Annotated in this window: 17 protein-coding genes; 9 read left to right on the top strand and 8 right to left on the bottom strand. The window is 72.5% G+C overall.

Translation table 11 applies throughout. The features are described from left to right. Positions 1-61: 61 nt before the first annotated feature. The 4 genes from OG439_RS23135 to OG439_RS23120 all read left to right on the top strand — a co-directional run bounded on the left by OG439_RS23135 (position 62) and on the right by OG439_RS23120 (position 8,546). Entirely contained in the window at positions 62-5,050 is a 4,989-nt protein-coding gene (locus tag OG439_RS23135) for a DUF885 domain-containing protein (RefSeq protein WP_326951419.1), read from the top strand. After that, positions 5,047-6,258, top strand: a complete 1,212-nt coding sequence (gene fahA / locus OG439_RS23130; RefSeq protein WP_326951418.1) for a fumarylacetoacetase — start codon at positions 5,047-5,049, stop codon at positions 6,256-6,258. The genes OG439_RS23135 and fahA overlap by 4 nt, the downstream gene beginning before the upstream one ends. Positions 6,259-6,536: 278 nt before the next feature. Further along, entirely contained in the window at positions 6,537-7,466 is a 930-nt protein-coding gene (locus OG439_RS23125) for a YihY/virulence factor BrkB family protein (RefSeq protein WP_326951417.1), read from the top strand. 39 nt (positions 7,467-7,505) lie between these two features. Continuing rightward, positions 7,506-8,546: an LLM class F420-dependent oxidoreductase gene (locus tag OG439_RS23120; RefSeq protein WP_326951416.1), complete on the top strand. Its 1,041-nt coding sequence runs from the start codon at positions 7,506-7,508 to the stop codon at positions 8,544-8,546. Between the two features lie 10 nt (positions 8,547-8,556). On the opposite strand, the gene OG439_RS23115 is transcribed toward OG439_RS23120, so the two are convergent. Continuing rightward, a complete protein-coding gene (locus tag OG439_RS23115; RefSeq protein ID WP_326951415.1) occupies positions 8,557-9,168 on the bottom strand; it encodes a class F sortase in 612 nt (203 codons plus the stop codon). Between the two features lie 251 nt (positions 9,169-9,419). On the opposite strand from OG439_RS23115, the gene OG439_RS23110 reads away from it, so the two are divergent. Then, positions 9,420-10,391, top strand: a complete 972-nt coding sequence (locus OG439_RS23110) for a Ppx/GppA phosphatase family protein (protein WP_326951414.1) — start codon at positions 9,420-9,422, stop codon at positions 10,389-10,391. Positions 10,392-10,441: 50 nt separating this feature from the next. Next, positions 10,442-10,624 (top strand): hypothetical protein, encoded by a 183-nt coding sequence (locus tag OG439_RS23105; RefSeq protein ID WP_247054502.1) that lies wholly within the window; start codon positions 10,442-10,444, stop codon positions 10,622-10,624. 75 nt (positions 10,625-10,699) lie between these two features. On the opposite strand, the gene OG439_RS23100 is transcribed toward OG439_RS23105, so the two are convergent. Genes OG439_RS23100 through OG439_RS23090 form a run of 3 tightly spaced genes read right to left on the bottom strand, consistent with a single transcriptional unit; the run spans position 10,700 to position 14,215 of the window. Beyond that, positions 10,700-13,102, bottom strand: coding sequence for a glycoside hydrolase family 65 protein (locus OG439_RS23100; RefSeq protein WP_326951413.1), 2,403 nt, complete (start codon positions 13,100-13,102; stop codon positions 10,700-10,702). Then, positions 13,103-13,831, bottom strand: coding sequence for an HAD family hydrolase (locus OG439_RS23095; RefSeq protein WP_326951412.1), 729 nt, complete (start codon positions 13,829-13,831; stop codon positions 13,103-13,105). Positions 13,832-13,840: 9 nt separating this feature from the next. Beyond that, positions 13,841-14,215, bottom strand: a complete 375-nt coding sequence (locus OG439_RS23090) for an ArsR/SmtB family transcription factor (protein ID WP_247054496.1) — start codon at positions 14,213-14,215, stop codon at positions 13,841-13,843. A gap of 134 nt (positions 14,216-14,349) precedes the next feature. Here OG439_RS23090 and OG439_RS23085 point away from each other — a divergent pair, with 134 nt between their 5' ends. Further along, positions 14,350-14,856 (top strand): PaaI family thioesterase, encoded by a 507-nt coding sequence (locus tag OG439_RS23085; RefSeq protein WP_326951411.1) that lies wholly within the window; start codon positions 14,350-14,352, stop codon positions 14,854-14,856. Here OG439_RS23085 and OG439_RS23080 read toward each other — a convergent pair. After that, entirely contained in the window at positions 14,853-15,179 is a 327-nt protein-coding gene (locus OG439_RS23080; protein WP_326951410.1) for a nuclear transport factor 2 family protein, read from the bottom strand. The genes OG439_RS23085 and OG439_RS23080 overlap by 4 nt on opposite strands. 124 nt (positions 15,180-15,303) lie before the next feature. Continuing rightward, positions 15,304-16,503, bottom strand: coding sequence for an ROK family protein (locus OG439_RS23075; RefSeq protein WP_247054490.1), 1,200 nt, complete (start codon positions 16,501-16,503; stop codon positions 15,304-15,306). A gap of 101 nt (positions 16,504-16,604) precedes the next feature. Between OG439_RS23075 and OG439_RS23070 the strand changes: the two genes are divergently transcribed. Continuing rightward, on the top strand, positions 16,605-17,345 hold the full coding sequence (locus OG439_RS23070; protein WP_326951409.1) for a DUF427 domain-containing protein: 741 nt from the start codon (positions 16,605-16,607) through the stop codon (positions 17,343-17,345). A 4-nt stretch (positions 17,346-17,349) separates the two neighbouring features. Here the strand turns inward: OG439_RS23070 and OG439_RS23065 are convergent, their stop codons facing one another. Both OG439_RS23065 and OG439_RS23060 read right to left on the bottom strand, forming a co-directional pair. Continuing rightward, positions 17,350-18,648: a carotenoid oxygenase family protein gene (locus OG439_RS23065; RefSeq protein WP_326951408.1), complete on the bottom strand. Its 1,299-nt coding sequence runs from the start codon at positions 18,646-18,648 to the stop codon at positions 17,350-17,352. A 4-nt stretch (positions 18,649-18,652) separates the two neighbouring features. Further along, positions 18,653-19,228 (bottom strand): hypothetical protein, encoded by a 576-nt coding sequence (locus tag OG439_RS23060; protein WP_326951407.1) that lies wholly within the window; start codon positions 19,226-19,228, stop codon positions 18,653-18,655. Between the two features lie 75 nt (positions 19,229-19,303). On the opposite strand from OG439_RS23060, the gene OG439_RS23055 reads away from it, so the two are divergent. Beyond that, positions 19,304-19,816: a PadR family transcriptional regulator gene (locus tag OG439_RS23055; RefSeq protein WP_326951406.1), complete on the top strand. Its 513-nt coding sequence runs from the start codon at positions 19,304-19,306 to the stop codon at positions 19,814-19,816. Positions 19,817-19,869: the final 53 nt, after the last annotated feature.

Raw genomic sequence — 19,869 nt, 5'->3', positions numbered from 1 at the left:
CTGTCGGTGATCTCCGTTAGGGTCGCGAACGAGCACACCATCGACGCTGGGGGTCCTGCCCATGACCGCGGTCACCGAACTCGCCGACGAGTTCGTCGAAGCCCTGTACGCCGCCGATCCGCTGATGCCCGCGCTGCTGGGCACGCGCCCGGCGGAGCCCGGGCTGCCGGACGTCACGGCCGCCGCCGAACGGGCCCACCGCACCCAGCTCGCGGAGTTCGCCGAGCGCGCCCGCGCGCTGGACCCGGCCGGGCTGTCGGCCGAAGACCGCGTCACCCGTGAGGTCCTGATCACGTCGGCGGAAGACCGGATCGCGGCGATCGACTCCCGGCTGACCGAGTTCACCGTGACCGACATGTTCACCGGCCCGGCGGCGATGCTGCTCACCGCGCTGCCGATGACGTCCGTGACCGCGGGGGCGGCGGCCGATGCCCAGCTGGGGCGGCTCGCTGCGGTGCCGGAGTTCCTGCGCCAGGCCGCGCAGCGGCACACCGAAGGCCTGGCCGACGGCCTGACCCCGGTGGCCCGCCTGGTCGAGTCCGCCGTCGCGCACGTGGACCGCTACCTCGCCGACCCGGCCGCCGACCCGCTGCGCCGCCAGCCCGCGCCGGACGAGGAGTTCGCGCGCCGGCGTGACGAGCTGCTCGCCGACGTCGTCCGCCCGGCCTTCGCCGGGTACCGCGAGTTCCTGGTCACCGAGGTGGCGCCGCACGGCCGCCCGGACGACCGGCCCGGCGTGTCGTGGCTGCCGCGCGGCGAGGAGATCTACGCGCGCCAGGCCCGGCTCCACACCACCACCGACCGCGCCCCGGCGGAGCTGCACCAGACCGGCCTGGACATCATCGCCGCGCTCGCCGTCGAGTACCGCGAGCTGGGGGCCAAGGTGTTCGGTACCGGCGACCTCACCGAGATCTTCGAGCGCTTGCGCACCGACCCCGCGTTGCGCTGGACCAGCGGCGAAGAGCTGCTGGAGACGGCCCGCGCGGCCATCACCCGGGCCGACGCCGAGGCGCCGAAGTGGTTCGGCCGGATCCCGCCGCAGCCGTGGACGGTCGAGGCGGTCCCGGAGGACGCCGCGCCCGGCGCGCCCATGGCGTACTACATCCACCCGGCGACCGACGGCTCCCGGCCGGGCATCTACTTCGCGAACACCTACGAGGCCACCGAGCGGCTCCGGCACACAGCGGAGACGACGGCGTTCCACGAAGCCGTGCCCGGCCACCACTTCCAGCTCAGCACCGCGCTCGGCCTGACCGACCTGCCGCTGCTGCGCCGCATCGGCGACTTCACGGCCTACACCGAGGGCTGGGGCCTCTACGCCGAGCGGCTCGCCGACGAGATGGGCCTCTACTCCGACGACGTCGCCCGGCTCGGCATGCTCGCCGGCGACTCGATGCGCGCGGGCCGGCTGGTCGTCGACACCGGCCTGCACGCGCTGGGCTGGAGCCGGCAGCAGGCCGTCGGCTACCTGGTCGAGCACACGCCGATGGCGCGCGTCGAGATCGAGGCCGAGGTCGACCGCTACATCGCGTGGCCGGGCCAGGCCCTGGCGTACATGGTGGGGCGGCTGGAGATCCAGGGCATCCGCGCGGCCGCCGAGCGGCGGCTGGGCACCCGGTTCGACATCCGCGCGTTCCACGACGTCGTGCTGGCCGGCGGCGCGCTGCCGCTGTCGGTGCTCGCGTCGGTCGTCGACGAGTGGGTGGCCGGGCACGGCGACACCGTCGGCGCCCTGGCGGACGAGTTCGTCGCGCTGATGTTCGAGCACGACCCGCTGGCTCCGTCGGTGCTCGGCCTGCCCGGGGACCACGACCGGCTGGCCGACCAGACCCGGGCAGGCCAGGAGCGCTTCCGCGCGGCCTACACCGCGCTCGCCGCGCGGGCCCGGGCCCTGCCGGCCGGGGAGCTGACGCCGGAAGAGGCCGTGACGCGCGAGGTCATCGTCGCCTCCGCCGAGGTCGAGGCCGATCGGCTCGCCTCGCGGATGACCGACATCGCGGTCAGCACCGGCTTCACCTCGCCCGCGCTCGGCCTGCTCATGCAGCTGCCCTTCTACAAGCTGGACGACGAGAAGAAGTCGCGCGGTTACCTCGCCCGGCTCGCCGCGATCGAGCCGTTCCTCGCGGAGCTCACCGAGCGGCAGCGCGAAAGCCTCGCCGACGGCCTGGTGCCGCCGGCCCACCTCGCCCGGGTCGGCGTCGAGTACATCGACCGCTACCTCGGTTCGCCGGACGGCGACCCGTTGAAGGCGGACACGGCCGCGGCGGTCGACGGCTTCGAGGCCGAGCGCGACCGGCTGCTCGCCGAGGTCGTCCACCCGGCGTACGCGCGCTACCGCGACTTCCTGCGCACCGAGGTCGAACCGGCCGGGCGGCCCGAGACGGCGCCGGGCATCGGCCACGTCCCGGGCGGCGCCGAGCGGTACGCCGCGATGATCCGCGCGGAGACGACGACCGAGCGCACCGCGCAGGACCTGCACGACACCGGCCTCGCGCTGATCGAGCAGCTCGCGGGCGAGTACCGCGAACTGGGCGGGAAGGTGTTCGGCACCACCGACCTCGCCGGGATCTTCGAGCGGCTGCGCACCGACCCGGCCCTGCGCTGGCGCGACGGCGACGAGCTGCTCGCCGGCGCCCGCGACGCCATCGCCCGGGCGGAAGCCGTGGCCCCGCAGTGGTTCTCGCGCGTCCCGGCGGAGAAGTGCGAGGTCGCGCCGGTCCCCGAGGCGGACGCCGCGAGCGGCACGATCGCGTACTACCTGCAGCCGTCGCTCGACGGGTCCCGGCCGGGCACGTACTACGCGAACACCTACGAAGCGGACAAGCGCCCGCGGTTCACCAGCGAGGCGATCGCGTTCCACGAAGCCGTGCCGGGGCACCACTTCCAGCTCAGCCTGGCGCAGGAACTGCGGGAGCTGCCGCTGCTGCGGCGGATCGGCATGTTCAACGCCTACGCCGAGGGCTGGGGGCTCTACACCGAGCGGCTCGCTGACGAGATGGGGCTGTACTCCGACGACGTCTCGCGCTTCGGCATGCTGACCCAGGACTCCATGCGCGCGGGCCGGCTGGTCGTGGACACCGGGCTGCACGCGCTGGGCTGGAGCCGGCAGCGGGCGATCGACTTCCTCGTCGAGCACACGCCGATGGCTCAGCTCGAGATCGAGGCCGAGGTCGACCGCTACACGGCGTGGCCGGGGCAGGCGCTCGGCTACATGGTCGGACGGCTGGAGATCCAGCGGCTGCGCGCGGAGGCCGAGCAGGCGCTGGGCGAGCGGTTCGACATCCGCGGGTTCCACGAAGTCGTGCTGGGCCACGGGATGCTGCCGCTGACGGCCCTCGCCAAGGTCGTCGCGGACTGGGTGGCGGGCAGCGCCGAGGACACCCCGGACAGCCTCGCCGACGAGCTGGTCGCGGTGAACTTCGAGCGGCAGCCGGTCTTCCCGTCGGTGTTCGGCCTGCCCGGCGACCACGACAAGCTGGCCGACCAGAGCGCCGAGGCCGAAGCCCGCTTCCGGGCCCGGTACGCGGACATCGCCGCGCGGGCCGAGGCACTCGACGTCACGGGGCTGCCGGCCGCCACGCGGATCACCCGGGAAGTCGTGGTGTCGCAGGCGAAGACCGAGATCGACGTGATCGACTCCCGCCGGTCCGACGTCGCGGTCAGCGACGGGCTCGCCGCACCCGCCCTGGAACTGCTGCTCTACCTGCCGCAGACGGTGCTGGACAACGAGCCGAAGGTGCGCGGCTACCTCAGCCGGCTCGCCGGCATCGGGGACTACCTCGACGCGCTGATCACGCGCCAGCGCGCCGCCGTCGCCGAGGGCTTCGTGCCGCCGGAGTTCCTGGTGCGCATCGGGATCGGCTACGTCGAGCGGTATCTCGGCGCGCCGGCGAAGGACCCGCTGAAGGTGACACCGCCGTACGCGCTCGACGGCTTCGAGGCCGAGCGCGACCGGCTGCTCGCCGAGGTCGTCCGCCCGGCCTACGAGCGCTACCGTGCGTTCCTGGCCGACGAGATCACCCCGGCGGCCCGGCCCGAGACGTCCGCGGGCATCGGGCAGCTGCCCGGCGGCGCCGAGCGCTACGCGGCGCTGATCCGCGCGGAGACGACGACCGAGCGCACGGCGCAGGACCTGCACGACACCGGCCTGGCGCTGATCGAGCGGCTCGCGGGGGAGTACCGCGAGCTGGGCGGGAAGCTGTTCGGCACCACGGATCTCGCGGAGATCTTCGACCGGATCCGGACCGATCCCGCGCTGCGCTGGCGCGACGGCGAGGAGCTGCTGGAAGGCGCGCGCACGGCCATCACACGCGCGGAAGCCGTGGCGCCGCAATGGTTCTCGCGGGTCCCGGCGCAGCAGTGCGGCGTCGCGCCGGTGCCCGAGGCGGAGGCGACGAGCGGCACGATCGCGTACTACCTGGAGCCTTCGCTCGACGGGACCCGGCCGGGCGTCTACTACGCCAACACCCACGAGGCCGAGAAGCGCCCGCGGTTCACCAGCGAGGCGATCGCGTTCCACGAAGCCGTGCCGGGGCACCACTTCCAGCTGTGCCTCGCCCAGGAGCTCACCGGGCTGCCGCTGCTGCGGATCATCGCGCACGTCAACGCGTACGCCGAGGGCTGGGGCCTGTACGCCGAGCGGCTCGCGGACGAGATGGGGCTCTACTCCGACGACGTCTCGCGGCTGGGCATGCTGACGCAGGACTCGATGCGGGCCGGCCGGCTGGTCGTCGACACCGGCCTGCACGCGCTGGGCTGGAGCCGGCAGCAGGCCGTCGACTACCTCGTCGAGCACACGCCGATGGCTCAGCTCGAGATCGAGGCGGAGATCGACCGTTACGCCGCGAACCCGGGCCAGGCGCTCGGGTACATGGTCGGGCGGCTGGAGATCCAGCGGCTGCGGGCCGAGGCCGAGCGGGCGCTGGGCGAGGCGTTCGACATCCGCGAGTTCCACGACGTCGTGCTCGGCAACGGGACGCTCCCGCTCCCGGTGCTCGCCACCGCCGTCGCCGATTGGGTGGCCGCGCGCGCCGCCCGGGACGAGGAGTGACCGTGACCTGGCTCGAACTCGCCGACGACACGCCGTTCGGCCTGGACAACCTGCCCTACGGCGTGTTCTCCGTGGGCGGGGCACCCGAGCGCCGGATCGGCGTGCCGGTCGGCGACTGGGTGCTGGACCTGACCGCCGCGGCGGCGGAGACAGCGGCGTCGTTCGCGCCGCTGCTGACGTCCGGGGTGCTGAACCCGCTGCTGGCCGCCGGGCCGGCGACGTGGCGGGAGGTGCGCGAGAGCGTCCGGGAGTGGCTGACCGAGCCGCGGTACGCCGATCAGCTGCGGCCGCACCTGGTGCCGCTGACCGAGGTGACCACGCACCTGGCGATCGAGGTCGCGGACTACGTCGACTTCTACTCCAGCGAGCACCACGCGCTCAACGCGGGCAAGATCTTCCGGCCCGACGCGGTCGAGCTGCCGCCGAACTGGAAGCACCTGCCGATCGGCTACCACGGCCGGGCCGGCACGGTGGTCGCGTCGGGCACCCCGGTCGTCCGCCCGAACGGCCAGCGCAAGCCGCGCAACGCGGACGCGCCGGCGTTCGGCCCGTCGCAGCGGCTGGACATCGAGGCGGAGGTGGGCTTCGTCGTCGGCGTCCCGTCCACCCTGGGCACTCCGGTGTCCACAGAGGACTTCGCGGCGCACGTGTTCGGCGTCTGCCTGGTCAACGACTGGTCGGCCCGCGACCTGCAGGCGTGGGAGTACCAGCCGCTGGGCCCGTTCCTGGCCAAGTCGTTCGCGACGTCGGTGTCGCCGTGGATCGTGCCGCTCGACGCGCTGGAGCACGCCCGCGTCGCCGGCCCGCCGCAGGACCCGGAGCCGTTCGAGTACCTGCGCGCCAGCGAGAAGTGGGGCCTGGACCTGGCCATGGAGGTCCGGCTCAACGGCCACCTGGTGTCGAGCCCGCCGTTCGCCACGCAGTACTGGACCGCGGCGCAGCAGCTGGCGCACCTGACGGTCAACGGCGCGAGCCTGCGCACGGGCGACCTGTACGCGTCGGGCACGGTGACGGGCCCGGAGCCGCACCAGCGGGGCTCGCTGCTGGAACTGTCCTGGGGCGGCCGCGAACCGTTCGAGCTGCCCGACGGCACCACCCGCACCTTCCTGGAGGACGGCGACGAAGTCGCGATCACCGCAACGGCCCCCGGCCCGAACGGCACCCGCATCGGCTTCGGCGAAGTCCGAGGCACCGTAGTCCCCACCTGACCCCGGACCCGTCACCCGCGTGACCGAACCCGGAACTCGCGTGATCAGAGACGTGACTCGCGTGATCGAACCCGGAACTCGCGAGTCACGGGCTGGATCACGCGAGTTCCGGCCAGGATCACAAGAGATCCGGGCTGGATCACGCGGGTTCCGGGCCGGGTGAAGCGAGTTTCGGTTTGCGGCACGTGAGGCCTGGGCCGTGAGGATTCACCCGCAGTGGTGTCCGGACTGCGGGGGACACCTGCGGATGAGAGGGTCGGCGCGTGCAACGTGGAGCGGTGAAGGCCGTCGTGAGCAGGCCGTTCCGGCGGGCCGGGGCGACCCTGGCGCGGTACCGGGAACGCGACGGTGACCACTACGCCGCCGCGATGACCTTCTTCAGCCTGCTGGCCCTGGTGCCGCTGATCATGGTGGCCGTCTCGGTGGCCGGGTTCGTGCTGGCCGGCGACCGGCTGCTGGCCGCCGAGCTGGACCGGGTCATCGCCGCCTCGCTGCCGCCCGAGCTCGGCGGGCAGGTCACGAACGTCGTGCACACCGTCGTCGGCGAACGCGGGCGGATCGGGATCCTCGCGCTGGCCGTCGCGGTCTACTCGGGCTGGAGCTGGATCAGCAACGTCCGCGACGCCGTCACCGCGATGCTCGGCCAGGAACGCACCCCGCGACCGCTGCTGCGCGGCATCGCCGCCGACGTCGTGGCGCTCGCCGGCGTCGGGATCGCGATGGCCGTCTCCTTCGGGCTCGCGTCGCTCACCGGCGCGGCCGGCGCGTGGCTGCTCGACCTGATCGGCCTGACCGGCGGTTTCGCGCACGTCGTGCTCGTCGCGGGCTCGCTCCTGCTCGGGCTGGCGGCGAACTGGCTGGTCATCGCCTGGTGCCTGGCCCGGCTGCCGCGCCGGGCGCTGCCGCTGCGCTCGACGCTGCGCCCGGCCGGGGCCGCCGCCGTCGGGCTCGGCGCGATCCAGCAGGCCGGCGGCCTCTACCTGCACCTGCTCGGGCGCTCACCGGCCGTCGCGACGTTCGGCACGCTGGTCGGCGTCCTGCTGTTCGGTTACCTGATCGTGCGCTGGCTGCTGATGGTCACGGTGTGGATCACCGTCCGGGACGACCCGCCGGCCGGCACGCTCGGCGCCGACGTCCGGTACGCCGGCACGACGCTCGGGGCCGGCGCGTCGGCGGAGCTGGTGGTCCGCACGCTGACCGGCCGGTAACATCCGCACTAAGCGCTTGCTCACCACAGGAGGACGTCCATGAAGATCGGGACCGCGGTCAGCTACTCCGGAGGCTTCGCCGACAGCGTCGCCGACGTCGTCGAACTGGAGAAGGCCGGCCTCGACATCGTCTTCGTGCCGGAGGCGTACTCCTTCGACGCCGTCAGCCAGCTCGGCTACCTCGCCGCGAAGACCGAGCGCGTGCAGCTCGCGTCCGGGATCTTCCAGATCTACACGCGCACGCCGACCCTGACCGCGATGACCGCCGCCGGGCTCGACTTCGTCTCCGACGGCCGCTTCATCCTCGGCCTCGGCGCGTCCGGCCCGCAGGTCATCGAGGGCTTCCACGGCGTGAAGTACGACGCGCCGCTGGGCCGCACCCGCGAGATCGTCGAGGTCTGCCGCCAGGTGTGGCGCCGCGAGCGCGTCGTGCACGAGGGCAAGCACTACACGATCCCGTTGCCGCCCGAGCAGGGTTCCGGCCTCGGCAAGCCGCTCAAGCTGATCAACCACCCGGTGCGCGAGCGGATCCCGGTGCTGCTGGCCTCGATCGGGCCGAAGAACGTCGCGCTCACGGCCGAGATCGCCGAGGGCTGGCAGCCGATCTTCTTCCACCCGGAGAAGGCCGCCGACGTCTGGGGCGCGTCCCTGGCCGAGGGCCAGGCGAAGCGCGACCCGGCGCTGGGCGAGCTGGACACCTACGTCACGGTCGCGCTGGCGATCGGCGACGACGTCGAGGCGCTGCTGGACCACGTGCGCCCGGTGGTGGCCCTCTACGTCGGCGGGATGGGTGCCCGGGGCAAGAACTTCTACAACGACCTCGCCTGCCGCTACGGCTACGAGGCCGAGGCGAAGCTGATCCAGGACCTCTACCTCGACGGCAAGAAGGCGGAGGCCGCGGCCGCGGTCCCGCTGGAGCTGCTGCGCGCGATCTCCCTGGTCGGCCCGGCGGGCTACGTGAAGGAGCGGCTGGCCGCGTTCGCCGAGGCGGGCGCGACGACGGTGATCGTCAACCCGCTGCAGCCGGGCCGCGAGGGCCGGGTGGCGGCGGTGTCGCAGCTGCGCGAGCTGATCGGCTGACCCCGCGCGCTCAGCTGGGCACGGCGTAGACGGCGACGCGCTGGCTGGTGACGCCGGCGCTGTCGAACGTCCCGTCGCTGGTGATCAGCCGCAATTCGGCCCCGGTGCCCTCCGGGGCGATGAGCGTGCTGTCCGGCTCGTCGGGCGGGAAGACCTCCGTGTGGCGGACGGCGAAGCTGGTGTCGTGGCCGGTTTCGTCGCGCACCACGATCTCCGCGCCGGGCATCAGGGTGCCGAGGCCGGCGAACGCGCCGTTCGCGTAGCCGAAGCCGGAGTGCCCGGACAGCACCGCGACGCCCGGGCTGCCCGGCGCCGGGCCGTCGGCGAACCAGCCGACGCCGTACGCCGTGCCGGGCTGCTCGCGGCGGCCGCCGGCGGCCCGGCCGAGGTCGACGATGTGGTCGAGCGTCTGGTGGAGGTCGGGGATCCGCAGCCCGGCCGGCGGGGCGCCGGACGGCACCGAGGCGGGGCGGCCCGGGTCCGGGGCGCCGGCGGGCAGCGAGGTGTCCGGGGTGAGCACGAAGGTCACGCCGACGAGGACGCCGACGAGCCCGGCCACCACGGCGAGCACCACGCCGACGGGCCGCACGAGCTCGGATCGCCGCTCGGGCCGTTCGCTCACGTTCGCCTGCTCCACACCTGTTCGATGTCTCAACAGTCGCAATCCGCTGAGTGGCGTTACCGAATCGTGTCCAGTGGTGTCGAGGTTCACTCGATTGGGTTATCTGCCTGTGATCTGCGCGTCAGAAAGGCCCGTTGAGAGCGGCAAAATGCGTCAATGTCCGGCACCGTGAGGGGAGATCCGCCAAAATAACTGGTTTCGACCGGTCGGACTGGGGATATTCACCAGGCGGAAGTGAGGTGCGCCGAGCTGTGCGGAAAATCGAAGAGCCGGAAGCGGGCACAGTGGGCGTGCTGGACGTCGGATCGTTCAGCGCCCGGCTGGTGGTGGTGCCGGTCGCCGGCGCGTCCCTCGCGCCGGTGCTCAACCACCAGACGCGCCTGCGCCTGGACCGCGAGCTCGACGCCCGCGGCCGGCTGACCGCCCGCGGCATCGCCTCGGTGACCGCCGCCGTCGCGGCCGGCATGACCACCGCCTACCGCCACGGTGTCAGCAGTGTGTACCCACTGGCGACGTCGTCCATTCGCGACGCGGTCAACTCGGCCGACGTCGTCCGGCACGTCGCCGGCGAGACCGGCGTCGAGCTGCAGTTCCTGTCCGGCCGCCGCGAGGCCGAGCTGGCCTACCTGGCCGCGCGCCGCTGGTACGGCCCGAAGGCCGGGCCGCTGCTGATCCTCGACATCGGCGGCGGCACGGTGGAGCTCGCGGCGGGCTGCGGCGAGCAGGCCACGTTCGCGAAGTCGCTGCCGATGGGCGCGCGTTCCCTGACCCGCGACTGGCTGCCGACCGAGCGCGTCTCGGGCAAGCAGGTGAAGGCGTTGCGCGCGTACGCGCTGGACCAGGCCACCGCCGTGCTGGGGGCCGCGGACATCGCGGGCCACCGCACGGTCGGCTGTTCGAAGGTCCTGCAGCAGCTCGGGCGGCTCGCGGGCGCCCGGCCGGGCAAGTCCCGCGACCTGCGGCTCGACGACCTGCGCGCCTGGATCCCCCGGCTGGCCGCGATGCCGACGTCGAAGCGGGCCGAGCTGCCGGGCATCTCCCGCAACCGCGCCCACCAGGCCCTGGCGGGCGCGATCGTGGCCGAGGCCCTGCTGAGCGTCGCCGGTGGCCAGGTGACGATCTGCCCCTGGTCCACGCGTGACGGCCTGCTGCTGTCCCTGCGCGACGACGCCGCCAAGGGCCACCGCCGCGGTGGCCGCCGCGGCCGGGTGCAGGTCGCCTGAATCCCGCCGTCCCCTGGTCGTGGCCGGGAAAACCGGGTATCCCGGAAGGTATGAGCCAAACGCAGCGGTCCCACGGCAAGGACGACGAAGACGACGAGCTCCTCAAGCTGCCCACCGCCGGGCAGCTGACGCACGACGTGCCCACCACGCCGGACCCGGACGTCAAGCCGGCCGGCACCGAGGAGATCCCCGACCCACCCGGCCGGGACGCGGTGAGTGACCTCCCGCAGTGACCGGTCGCCGGAGTCCGTGAATGCCACATCCAGGGACGAGTGGTCCCTCGATGTGGCATTCACGGACTTTCGAGGTCAGCGGCCTTCGGCGGTGATCGGGTTGGACGGCTCCTCGAACTGACGCAGCTTCGACGTGTCGCGCCGCATCGGGGCGCGGCCCGGTGGCTGGTGCGGCGGGTCGCCCGCGTCGATCTTCGGGATCGCGAGCCGCTGGGGCTCGACGGTGACCGTGACGCGCTCGCCGTGGTGCAGCACCTGCAGCGGCTCACCGGCCAGCACGTGGTAGGTGGCCTGGTCGGGATCGATCTCGACCTGGAACCGCGTGCCGCGGAACATCAGCCGGAAGGTGATCCGGTCCAGCTGCGGCGGCAGCCGCGGCGCGAACGCCAGCACGCCGCCGTGGTCGCGCAGCCCGCCGAACCCGGCCACCGCGCCCTGCCACGCCCCGGCCAGCGACGCCATGTGCAGGCCGTTGCGGACGTTGTTGTGCACGTCGTGCAGATCGGTCAGCGCGGCCTCGGCGAGGTAGTCGTAGGCCAGCTCCAGGTGGCCCACCTCGGCCGCCACCACGGCCTGCGTGCCCGCCGACAGCGAGGAGTCCCGCACCGTGCGGGCCTCGTAGTAGGCGAAGTTGCGCGCCTTCTCCTCCATGCTGAACGAGTCCCCGCACATGTGCAGCGCCAGCACGAGGTCCGCCTGCTTCACGACCTGCTTGCGGTAGAGGTCGAAGTACGGGAAGTGCAGCAGCAGCGGGTAGTGCGCCATGTCGGTGCCCTCGTAGTCCCACTCGTCGTGGTCGAGGAACCCCTCCGACTGCGGGTGCACGCCGAGCTCCTGGTCGTAGGGCAGGTACATCGCCGCGGCGGCGGCGCGCCACGTGTCGAGCTCGACGGTGTCGACCTCGAAGTGCGCCGCGATGTCGGGGTGCCGCTCGCACGACGCCGCGGCCGCCAGCAGGTTCCGGCGCGCCATCAGGTTCGTGTAGACGTTGTTGTCCGCCACCGCCGAGTACTCGTCCGGCCCGGTGACGCCGTCGATGCGGAACGCGCCGTGCCGGTCGTGGTGGCCGAGCGACGCCCACAGCCGCGCGGTTTCCAGCAGCAGCTCGACGCCGTAGTCGCGCTCGAACTCCTCGTCGCCGGTCGCGTTGAGGTAGCGCAGCACGGCGTCGGCGATGTCCGCGCTGACGTGGAACGCCGCCGTGCCGGCCGGCCAGTAGGCCGAGCACTCGGCGCCGTTGATCGAGCGCCACGGGAACGCCGCGCCGCGCAGGCCCAGCTGGTGCGCGCGTTCCCTGGCTTTGTCCATTGTGGAGTGCCGCCAGCGCAGCGCGTCGCGGGCCGCGTCCGGCATCGTGTAGGTGAGCACCGGCAGCACGAACGACTCGGTGTCCCAGAACGCGTGGCCGTCGTAACCCGGGCCGGTGAGGCCCTTGCCCGCGACCGCGCGGCTTTCCCCGCGGGCACCGGCCTGCAACAGGTGGAACAGCGCGAACCGGACGGCCTGCTGCAGCTCGGGATCGCCGTCGATCTCGATGTCCGAGGTGGCCCAGAACTCGTCGAGGAACTCGCGCTGCTCGGTGAGCAGGCCCTTCCAGGTGGTCTGCCGGGCCCCGGCCAGCGCGGCCTCGACCTGCGAGCGCAACGCCGGCACCGAGCGCTGCGCCGACCAGCCGTAGGCGAGGAACTTCGTGATCCGCAGCCGGCCGCCCTTGGGGACGTCGACCGCGACGGTGAGCCGCGCGAGGTCCTCTTCGGAGTGGATCCGGGCGCGGATCCCGTCGTCCACCTCGATCTTGTGGTCCATCGCCGCGGCCATCCGCAGCCCAGAGCGGCGGGTCTGGTGCACCAGCACGGCGTTGTAGTCGGTGGCGCGGTGGAACTCGCCCACCAGCGGCGACTCCAGCGCCGCGGCCACCCGCGGGTCCCGGGTGTCGGACTCGATCGGCTCGTTGGCCAGCAGGTCGGACTGCACGACCAGCTGCAGGTCCTCGTCGAGCGGCTCGACCTCGTAGCGGATCGCGGCGATCGCGCGCTGGGTGAACGACACCATCCGCTCGGTGCGCACGCGGACCCGGCGCCCGGTGGGCGAGGACCACTCGGTCGTCCGGGTCAGCGTGCCGCGGCGGAAGTCGAGCACCCGGTCGTGCGCGGTCGCCGCGCCGTAGCGCATGTCGAGCGGCTCGTCCTCGACCAGCAGCCGGATGATCTTGCCGTCGGTCACGTTGACGACGGTCTGGCCCTCTTCGGGGTAGCCGTAACCCGCCTCGGCGTACGGGAGCCCGTGCTCCTCGTAGAAGCCGTTGAGGTAGGTGCCGGGCAGACCGCGCGGCTCGGCTTCCTCGAGCGTGCCGCGCAGCCCGATGTGGCCGTTCGACACCGCGAAGGCCGATTCGGTGCGCTGCAGGGCGTCGACGTCCATGCCGCGCCACCGCAGTTCCCACGGCGAGCACTCGTACCCGCGTGGTTCGTCGCTCATTCAGTCCTCCAGCAGTTCGGCGAGGTCGTCGACGACGACGTCGGCGCCGTGCGCGCGCAGTTCTTCGGCCTGGTCGGCCCGGTTGACGCCGACGACGTACCCGAACCCGCCCGCCTTGCCGGCCTGGACGCCGGACTGGGCGTCCTCGAACACGGCGGCGTGTCCGGGCTCGACCCCGAGGGCTTCGGCGCCGGCCAGGAACGAGTCCGGCGCGGGCTTGCCCTTGAGGTGCTGCTCCCGGATGGTGAGGCCGTCGACGCGGGCTTCGATGTACTTGCTCAGGTCACCCGCGTCGAGCACCTTGGCGCCGTTCGCCGACGACGTCACGACGGCGATCCGGAGCCCGGCGGCCTTGACCGCTTCGAGGTAGCGGATCGAGCCGGGGTAGGGGCTCACGCCGCGTTCGTCGATGATCTTCAGCACCAGCTCGTTCTTGCGGTTGCCCACGCCGTTGACGGTCGGGGCGTCGACCGCGTCGTCCGGATCGCCTTCCGGCAGCTCGATCCCGCGCGACTTCAGGAATTCCCGCACCCCGTCGGCGCGGGGGCGGCCGTCCACATAGGTCGCGTAGTCCTTGTCCGTGAACTCCTGGAACCCGGCGCCGTCGCGGGCGCGCAGATATTCGTCGAATGTCCGTTTCCAGGCCTCACGGTGGAGAACCGCAGTTCCGGTCAGCACCCCGTCGAGGTCGAAAAGGCACGCGGTGATGGTTTCCGGCAATCCCGTCATGCCCGCACGCTACCGGTCATCGCCGGGGTTCGCGGGCTCTTCGGGGTGCGGTCGCACCCGATGGATGAGTTCGTGCACGGTGGCGTCGGCGAGCCGGTAGCGCACCACCCGGCCGGTGCGCTGCGTGGTGACCAGCCCGTGCGCCCGCAGCAGCCGCAGGGCCTGCGAAACCGCCGTGTCCGTCATGCCCGTGACCGCGGCCAGGTCGGTGACGCTGATCTCCCGCGCGTAGTGGATCGAGACGAGCAGCGCGAGCCGCGAGGGGTCGGCGACGACGGAGAAGCGCTGGGCCCACTCGGCGATGACGGCGCGGTCGCCGAGCCCGTCGGCCGCCGCGGCCACCCGCTCCGGGTCGATCAGCTTGCGGCCGGGGTCGGTGCTCACCCCCGGATGATTCCACCTGGGGTCCGGGCGGACCACCGGTGGCCTGGGTCACGCGCCGCTTGACGCTGCCGGGGGTTCGGACGACGCTGTCGGATTAAGACGCTTGTCATAGTCCGCTCGCCCGAGGAGTCCAGATGACCGATGTCGCCGCCGAGGCCGGGACCAGCTCGAAGACCATCACCTGGCAGGACCCGCTGCCGACCGCCCGGCTCGGCCGCACGATGACCGGCTTCGAGTACCTGACGGCCATCGCCGAGGGCCGCATCCCCGGCCCGCCGATCGCCGCGCACTTCGGGCTGCGCTGGGAAAGCATCGGCCACGGCGAGGTCGTCGCGGTCCTGGAGCCGGACGAGTCGATGTACAACCCGATCGGCATGGTCCACGGCGGCGTCGCGGCCACGATGCTGGACTCGGTGGTCGGCTGCGCCGTGCACTCGACGCTGCCGGCGGGCGTCGGCTACTCGTCGGTGGAGCTCAAGGTCAGCTACCTGCGCGCGATCCACGCGGGCCGCGGCGAGATCCGCGCGACCGGCCGCGTCGTGAAGGAGGGCTCGCGGATCGCCTTCGCCGAGGGCGAGATCCGCGACGCCGAGGGCAAGCTGCTCGCCACGGCGTCGGGGACCTGCGTCATCACGCGCTAGCGAGCTTCCTTGACGTCCCAGTGCTCCACGAGCAGGCCGTTTTCGACACGCAGGATGTCGACGACGGCGTAGCTGCTCCCCGGCAACTGGACGCGCAGGTGCACCGCGACGAGGTCGTCCTCGGCGACGACGTGCTCGATCGTCGTGGTCCCGCCCATCAGCGGCGAGTTCGCCACGGCTTCGGCGAACGCGTCACGGCCGGAGGGGAGGCCGGGGCTGTGGGTGACGAAATCGGGGTGCAGCACGGCTTTCGCGGCGTCGATGTCCTTGTGCACGAACAGGTTCTCGAGGCATTCGACGACGATTTCGCGGGTTTCGCTCATGGCGTTCATGGTCGGCTTTCCGCGGGCGGCCGTCGATTACGCCGGAGGTAATCACCTCGGGGGCCGGCCGCTCTGCCGCGCGGACTTCGCGTCGACTGCCCAGGTGCCCCTCACGGCTCGATAGTCAGGCCGCGCCCACGCGGCGGTCGAAGACCAGGCCTTCGGCCGCCCGCAGGCCCACGCTGATGGCGCCCGTCAGGACCGCGTCTTCGCCCAGCTCGCCCTGGACCACCTTCGGCACCAGCGGCGTGAACGCGCGCAGGGCGCGGTCGATCGGCTCCAGCAGGAGGTCGGCCGCCGTGCCCATGCCGCCGCCCAAGACGATCAGTTCCGGGTCGATCACCGCCGCCACCGAGGCCACCGTGTACGCCAGGCGATCCGCTTCCGTCTCCACCGCGCGGCGGGCGAGCTCGTCGCCTTCGCGGGCCAGGCGGAACACCTCGCGGGCCGATTTCGCGGTGCCCAGGCCGAGTTCGCGCGCGCCGCGCACGACCGACTGGGCCGCCGTCGCCTCTTCGAGGTGGCCGCGGGTGGGCGGCAGGCCCGGGGAGTCGGCCGCGCGGGTGCGGCCGTACGGGAGGTAGCCGATCTCGCCCGCCGCGCCGGTGGCGCCGCGGAACACCCGGCCGTCGACCATGATGCCCATGCCGACGCCGGTGCCGATCGTGATGCAGCCGAACACCGCCACACCCCGCGCGGCGCCGCTTTCGCCTTCGCCGACGGCGGTGAGGTTCGCGTCGTTCTCCACCACCAGGCCCGGGCCCAGCGCGGCCTCGAGGTCGTCGATCAGCCCGGCCCGGCCCCAGCCCGGCAGGTTCGGCGCGTGCCGGAAGCAGCGCTTGTCCGGGTCGGCGACGCCGGGGGAGCCGACGACGCGGACAACGATGTCGGCCGCCGTCAGGCCCGCCTCGGCGACGGCGTCGGCCGCGATCCGGCCGACCGTGGCGACCAGCGTCGCGCCGGAGCGGGCGGAGTTGCGTTCGTCGCGGCGCGCCACGAGCGTCCGGCCGAGGTCCGAGACGGCGACGCGGATGTGCTCGCGGCCGATGTCGACGCCCAGCACGTACCCCGCGGTCGGGTCGGCTTCGTACAGCACGGCGGACCGTCCGGTACCGGTGGAGGTGTGCCCGGTCGGGCGCGCCAGCCCGGCCGCCTCGAGCGCGAGCAGCGCCTGGCTGACCGTCGGCTTCGAGAGCCCGGTGTCCTTCGCGACCTGCGGCCGCGTCGCCGGGCCGCTGCGCCGCAGCAGGTCCAGCACCGCGCGCTGGTTGATCTTCCGCATCCCGGCGGGGGTGCCGACCGTGGGGATTTCTACGCCGGCCACCGGTGCCCGCCTCCTGTTGTCCTCGTGCTCACTGCCAACCTATCCGCCGCGCCGCCGCCGGGGACGGGAATTCCGCCGGAAGGCCGTCCGTTGAGCCGACCATGAGCACTCCGGTACGCGGGCGGGTCCGCGTGGCACAAGGCGCGAAGCGGGTACGGGTGTTCCTCGGCGGGCAGAACGTCGCGGACACGGTGCACCCCCTCCTGGTGTGGGAAGTTCCGTACTACCCCACGTACTACTTCCCACGCGCGGACGTGGAGAGCGGCCTCCTCACCCCCTCCGGGCGGACGTCGCACTCGCCCAGCCGGGGAGAAGGTGTTCTGTCGACGATAAAGGTTGCCGGGTCCGAGGCGGTGGACGGCGCGCTGGAGTACCCGGATTCGCCCATCGAGGAGCTGCGCGGCCACGTGCGGTTCGACTTCGCCGCGTTCGACTGGTTCGAGGAGGACGAGCAGATCTTCACCCACCCCCGCGATCCCGGGGTGCGCGTCGACATCCTGCCCAGCTCCCGGCACGTCCGGATCGAGGTCGACGGCGTGACCGTGGCGGACACCGTCCGCGCGCACCTGCTGTTCGAGACCAACCTGCCCACCCGCTACTACCTGCCGCGCGTGGACGTCCGGATGGACCTGCTCGAGAGGACCCAGACCGTGACGCACTGCCCGTACAAGGGGGCGACGGAGTACTTCTCGGTGACCGGGCACGAGGACCTCGCCTGGAGCTACCCGACGCCGCTGCCGGAGAGCACCCGCGTCGCCGGGCTGGTCGCGTTCCTCGACGAGAAGGTCGACGTCTACGTCGACGACGTCCGGCAGGAGCGGCCCAAGACCAAGTTCGCCTGACCGCTCACGCGTCCGGCAGCCAGTGCCCGTGGAACCCCGCGGGCACCCGCTGCGGCAGGTGGACGGCGGCGACCGGCGCGGCGGCGACGTCCCCGGCGTCGAAGACCACGAGGTCACTGCGGTCTTCGGCGGCGTCGTAGACGTAGGTGAGCAGCCAGCCGTCGCCGCCCGCGGCCGGGACGAACACGGCCTCGCCGGGGGTGCGCCCGGGCGCGAAGACGTGCTGCTCGACGCCGCCGGTGTGCAGGTCGTGGCGGCGCAGGAAGCTCTGCTCGCCGTCGCGCCCGCCCTGCGTGACGTGCCCGAACCGGACGTCGGAGCCGGCGAAGCGGTCGTCGATGCGGGGGAACTCGGCGGGCCGCTCGTCGAGCCGTTCCTCGGTGACGTGGCCGGTCGCCGGGTCGAGCGTCCAGCGCCACAGCACGCCGCGCGCCGGGTCGTGCCCCGCCCACCACAGGTGGTCGTAGCGGACGACGTGCACCACGATCCGGCCGTCGGCGGTGTCGTGCGCGTTGAGCGTGTGGAAGACGTAGCACGGCTCGACGTCGAACCAGCGGACACCGCCGGCCGGGTCGTCGCGGCGCAGCACGCCGAGGCGCGCGCCGTAGCCGGCGTCCCAGCGGTAGGGCATGCCCTGGCCGACCGACGCCGGGTCGAACACCACCGGCAGGTCGTAGAACACGGCGTGCGACGCCGTGAGCGCGAAGTCGTGCATCATCGTCAGGCCTGGCACGTCGATCGGCTGCTTGACCACGAGCTTCCCGCTCGCGTCGGCCCGGTAGTAGCTCACGTGCGGCGCGGTGATGCTGCCGTAGCCGAAGAAGTGCAGTTCCCCGGTGGCAGGGCAGATCTTCGGGTGCGCGGTCATCGAGTCGGCCAGCTCGCCGCCGAAGTCGTACGCGCCCACGGTGTCCAGCTCGGTCGTGATCTCGTACGGCAGCGACGACTCGACGAGCGCGAGCGTCCGGCCGGCGTGGTTGACGACGTGCGTGTTGGCCGTGCTGGTGCGCAGGTTCCGGGAGCCGTCGGCGTTGTAGAGCACGGCGTCGTCGTCGCCGAAGCTCTCGGTGCGCACCCAGCGGTTGCGGTACCAGGCGGCGCGGCCGTGCTCGAGGCGGACGCCGTGGAGCATGCCGTCGCCGGTGAACCAGTGCTTGCTGCCGGTGCGCGGGTTGGGGCCGTTGCGCAGGTACCAGCCGGTCAGCTCGGGCGGCAGCGCGCCGGTCACCGGCAGGTCGAACGCGGTCAGCTCGTCGTGGACGGGCGTGTACGCCCCGGTGAGGTGGAAGTCGGTCGTGGTCATCGGGTCACGCGGCTTTCTGCGCGCGGGCGCGGACGATGCGCGGGTAGCGGACGGTGAAGGCGACGGGGACGGCGAAGCCGAGGACCTTGAGCACGATCAGCGCCGCCGTCGCGTGCGGGGCGTAGTGCAGCAGCGCGATCCCGGCGAGGCCGGTGACGGTGAAGCTCACGGCCCACACGAGCGTGATGATCAGGTTGACGCGTTTGAAGCCCGGGTTGTCCCACAGCTCCGGCGGCGTCATCGTCTTGGCGATGCCGAGGGTGAACGGGCGGCGCAGGAGGATCGAACCCCACGCGGTGAGCGCCAGCCAGGCGTCGGTGAGCGCGCCGGTGTAGGTCTTCAGCGGCGACGCCGGGAAGCTGAACGCGACGACGGTGAGCAGCGCGAAGAAGGCGAGCGCGCTCAGCTCGATGATCAGCGTGGCCGCCTTGCGGCCTTCGCGGCGGGCCACGGCGAGCAGGACGGCGGCCAGCACGAGCCCGGTGAGGGCCGACCAGCGCCAGTCGAACTGGGTCGCGACGACCGCGAAGGCGATCCACGGGATGAAGCTCTTGAGGTAGTTCACGGCCGGTCTCCCCATGACGTTCCAACTATGACATGTCGAAGCTAGAGGGTCATCATTGGACATGTCAAGAGTGGAAGGTAAGATGAGGACATGAGCCTTCGACACGCGGTTCTCGGCATGCTGGACGAGGCGCCGGCCAGTGGTTACGACCTGCTGAAACGCTTCGAGCAGGCGATGTCCAACGTGTGGGCGGCGACGCAGAGCCAGCTGTACGGCGAACTCGGCAAGCTCGAAAAGGCCGGCCTCATCCGGGTCCTCGCCGAGGGCCCGCGCGGGCGCAAGGAGTACGAGATCACCGAGGACGGCCGCGTCGAGCTGCGGCACTGGCTGGTCGAGGTGAAGCCCAACCGGTCCCCGCGCAACGAGGTCCTGCTGCGCGTCTACTTCCTGGGCTCGGTGTCGCCGGAGAAGGCGAAGGAGTTCATCGAGTACATGGGCGAGAACAGCCGCCAGCGCGAAGAACGCCTCACGGAGCTGGAAGCGTCGATCGACTGGGGCGACGACAACGAGGCCCAGTACGGCCGCCTGGTCCTGGAGTGGGGCAAGCGCTTCTCGGCGATGAGCCGCGAGTGGTCCGAATGGGCCGTCAAGCAGATCGAGTGACTCGCGTATAACGCCCTGCACGGCACTGCTTGGCCGGGTCGGCTCCGACGTCG

Source organism: Amycolatopsis sp. NBC_01307 (genome assembly GCF_035975215.1).
Lineage (GTDB): Bacteria > Actinomycetota > Actinomycetes > Mycobacteriales > Pseudonocardiaceae > Amycolatopsis.
Note: the sequence above shows the minus strand (reverse complement) of the source record. Positions and strands in the feature narration are given on the sequence as shown.

Bases quoted from the DNA above. Each gene is read 5' to 3' on its own strand.
- OG439_RS23060 (WP_326951407.1), bottom strand. From the start codon at position 19,228: ATGGGGAGACCGGCCGTGAACTACCTCAAGAGCTTCATCCCGTGGATC.
- OG439_RS23095 (WP_326951412.1), bottom strand. From the start codon at position 13,831: ATGACGGGATTGCCGGAAACCATCACCGCGTGCCTTTTCGACCTCGAC.
- OG439_RS23120 (WP_326951416.1), top strand. From the start codon at position 7,506: ATGAAGATCGGGACCGCGGTCAGCTACTCCGGAGGCTTCGCCGACAGC.
- OG439_RS23080 (WP_326951410.1), bottom strand. From the start codon at position 15,179: ATGAGCGAAACCCGCGAAATCGTCGTCGAATGCCTCGAGAACCTGTTC.
- OG439_RS23055 (WP_326951406.1), top strand. From the start codon at position 19,304: ATGAGCCTTCGACACGCGGTTCTCGGCATGCTGGACGAGGCGCCGGCC.
- OG439_RS23085 (WP_326951411.1), top strand. From the start codon at position 14,350: ATGACCGATGTCGCCGCCGAGGCCGGGACCAGCTCGAAGACCATCACC.
- OG439_RS23070 (WP_326951409.1), top strand. From the start codon at position 16,605: ATGAGCACTCCGGTACGCGGGCGGGTCCGCGTGGCACAAGGCGCGAAG.
- OG439_RS23100 (WP_326951413.1), bottom strand. From the start codon at position 13,102: ATGAGCGACGAACCACGCGGGTACGAGTGCTCGCCGTGGGAACTGCGG.
- OG439_RS23135 (WP_326951419.1), top strand. From the start codon at position 62: ATGACCGCGGTCACCGAACTCGCCGACGAGTTCGTCGAAGCCCTGTAC.
- OG439_RS23065 (WP_326951408.1), bottom strand. From the start codon at position 18,648: ATGACCACGACCGACTTCCACCTCACCGGGGCGTACACGCCCGTCCAC.
- OG439_RS23105 (WP_247054502.1), top strand. From the start codon at position 10,442: ATGAGCCAAACGCAGCGGTCCCACGGCAAGGACGACGAAGACGACGAG.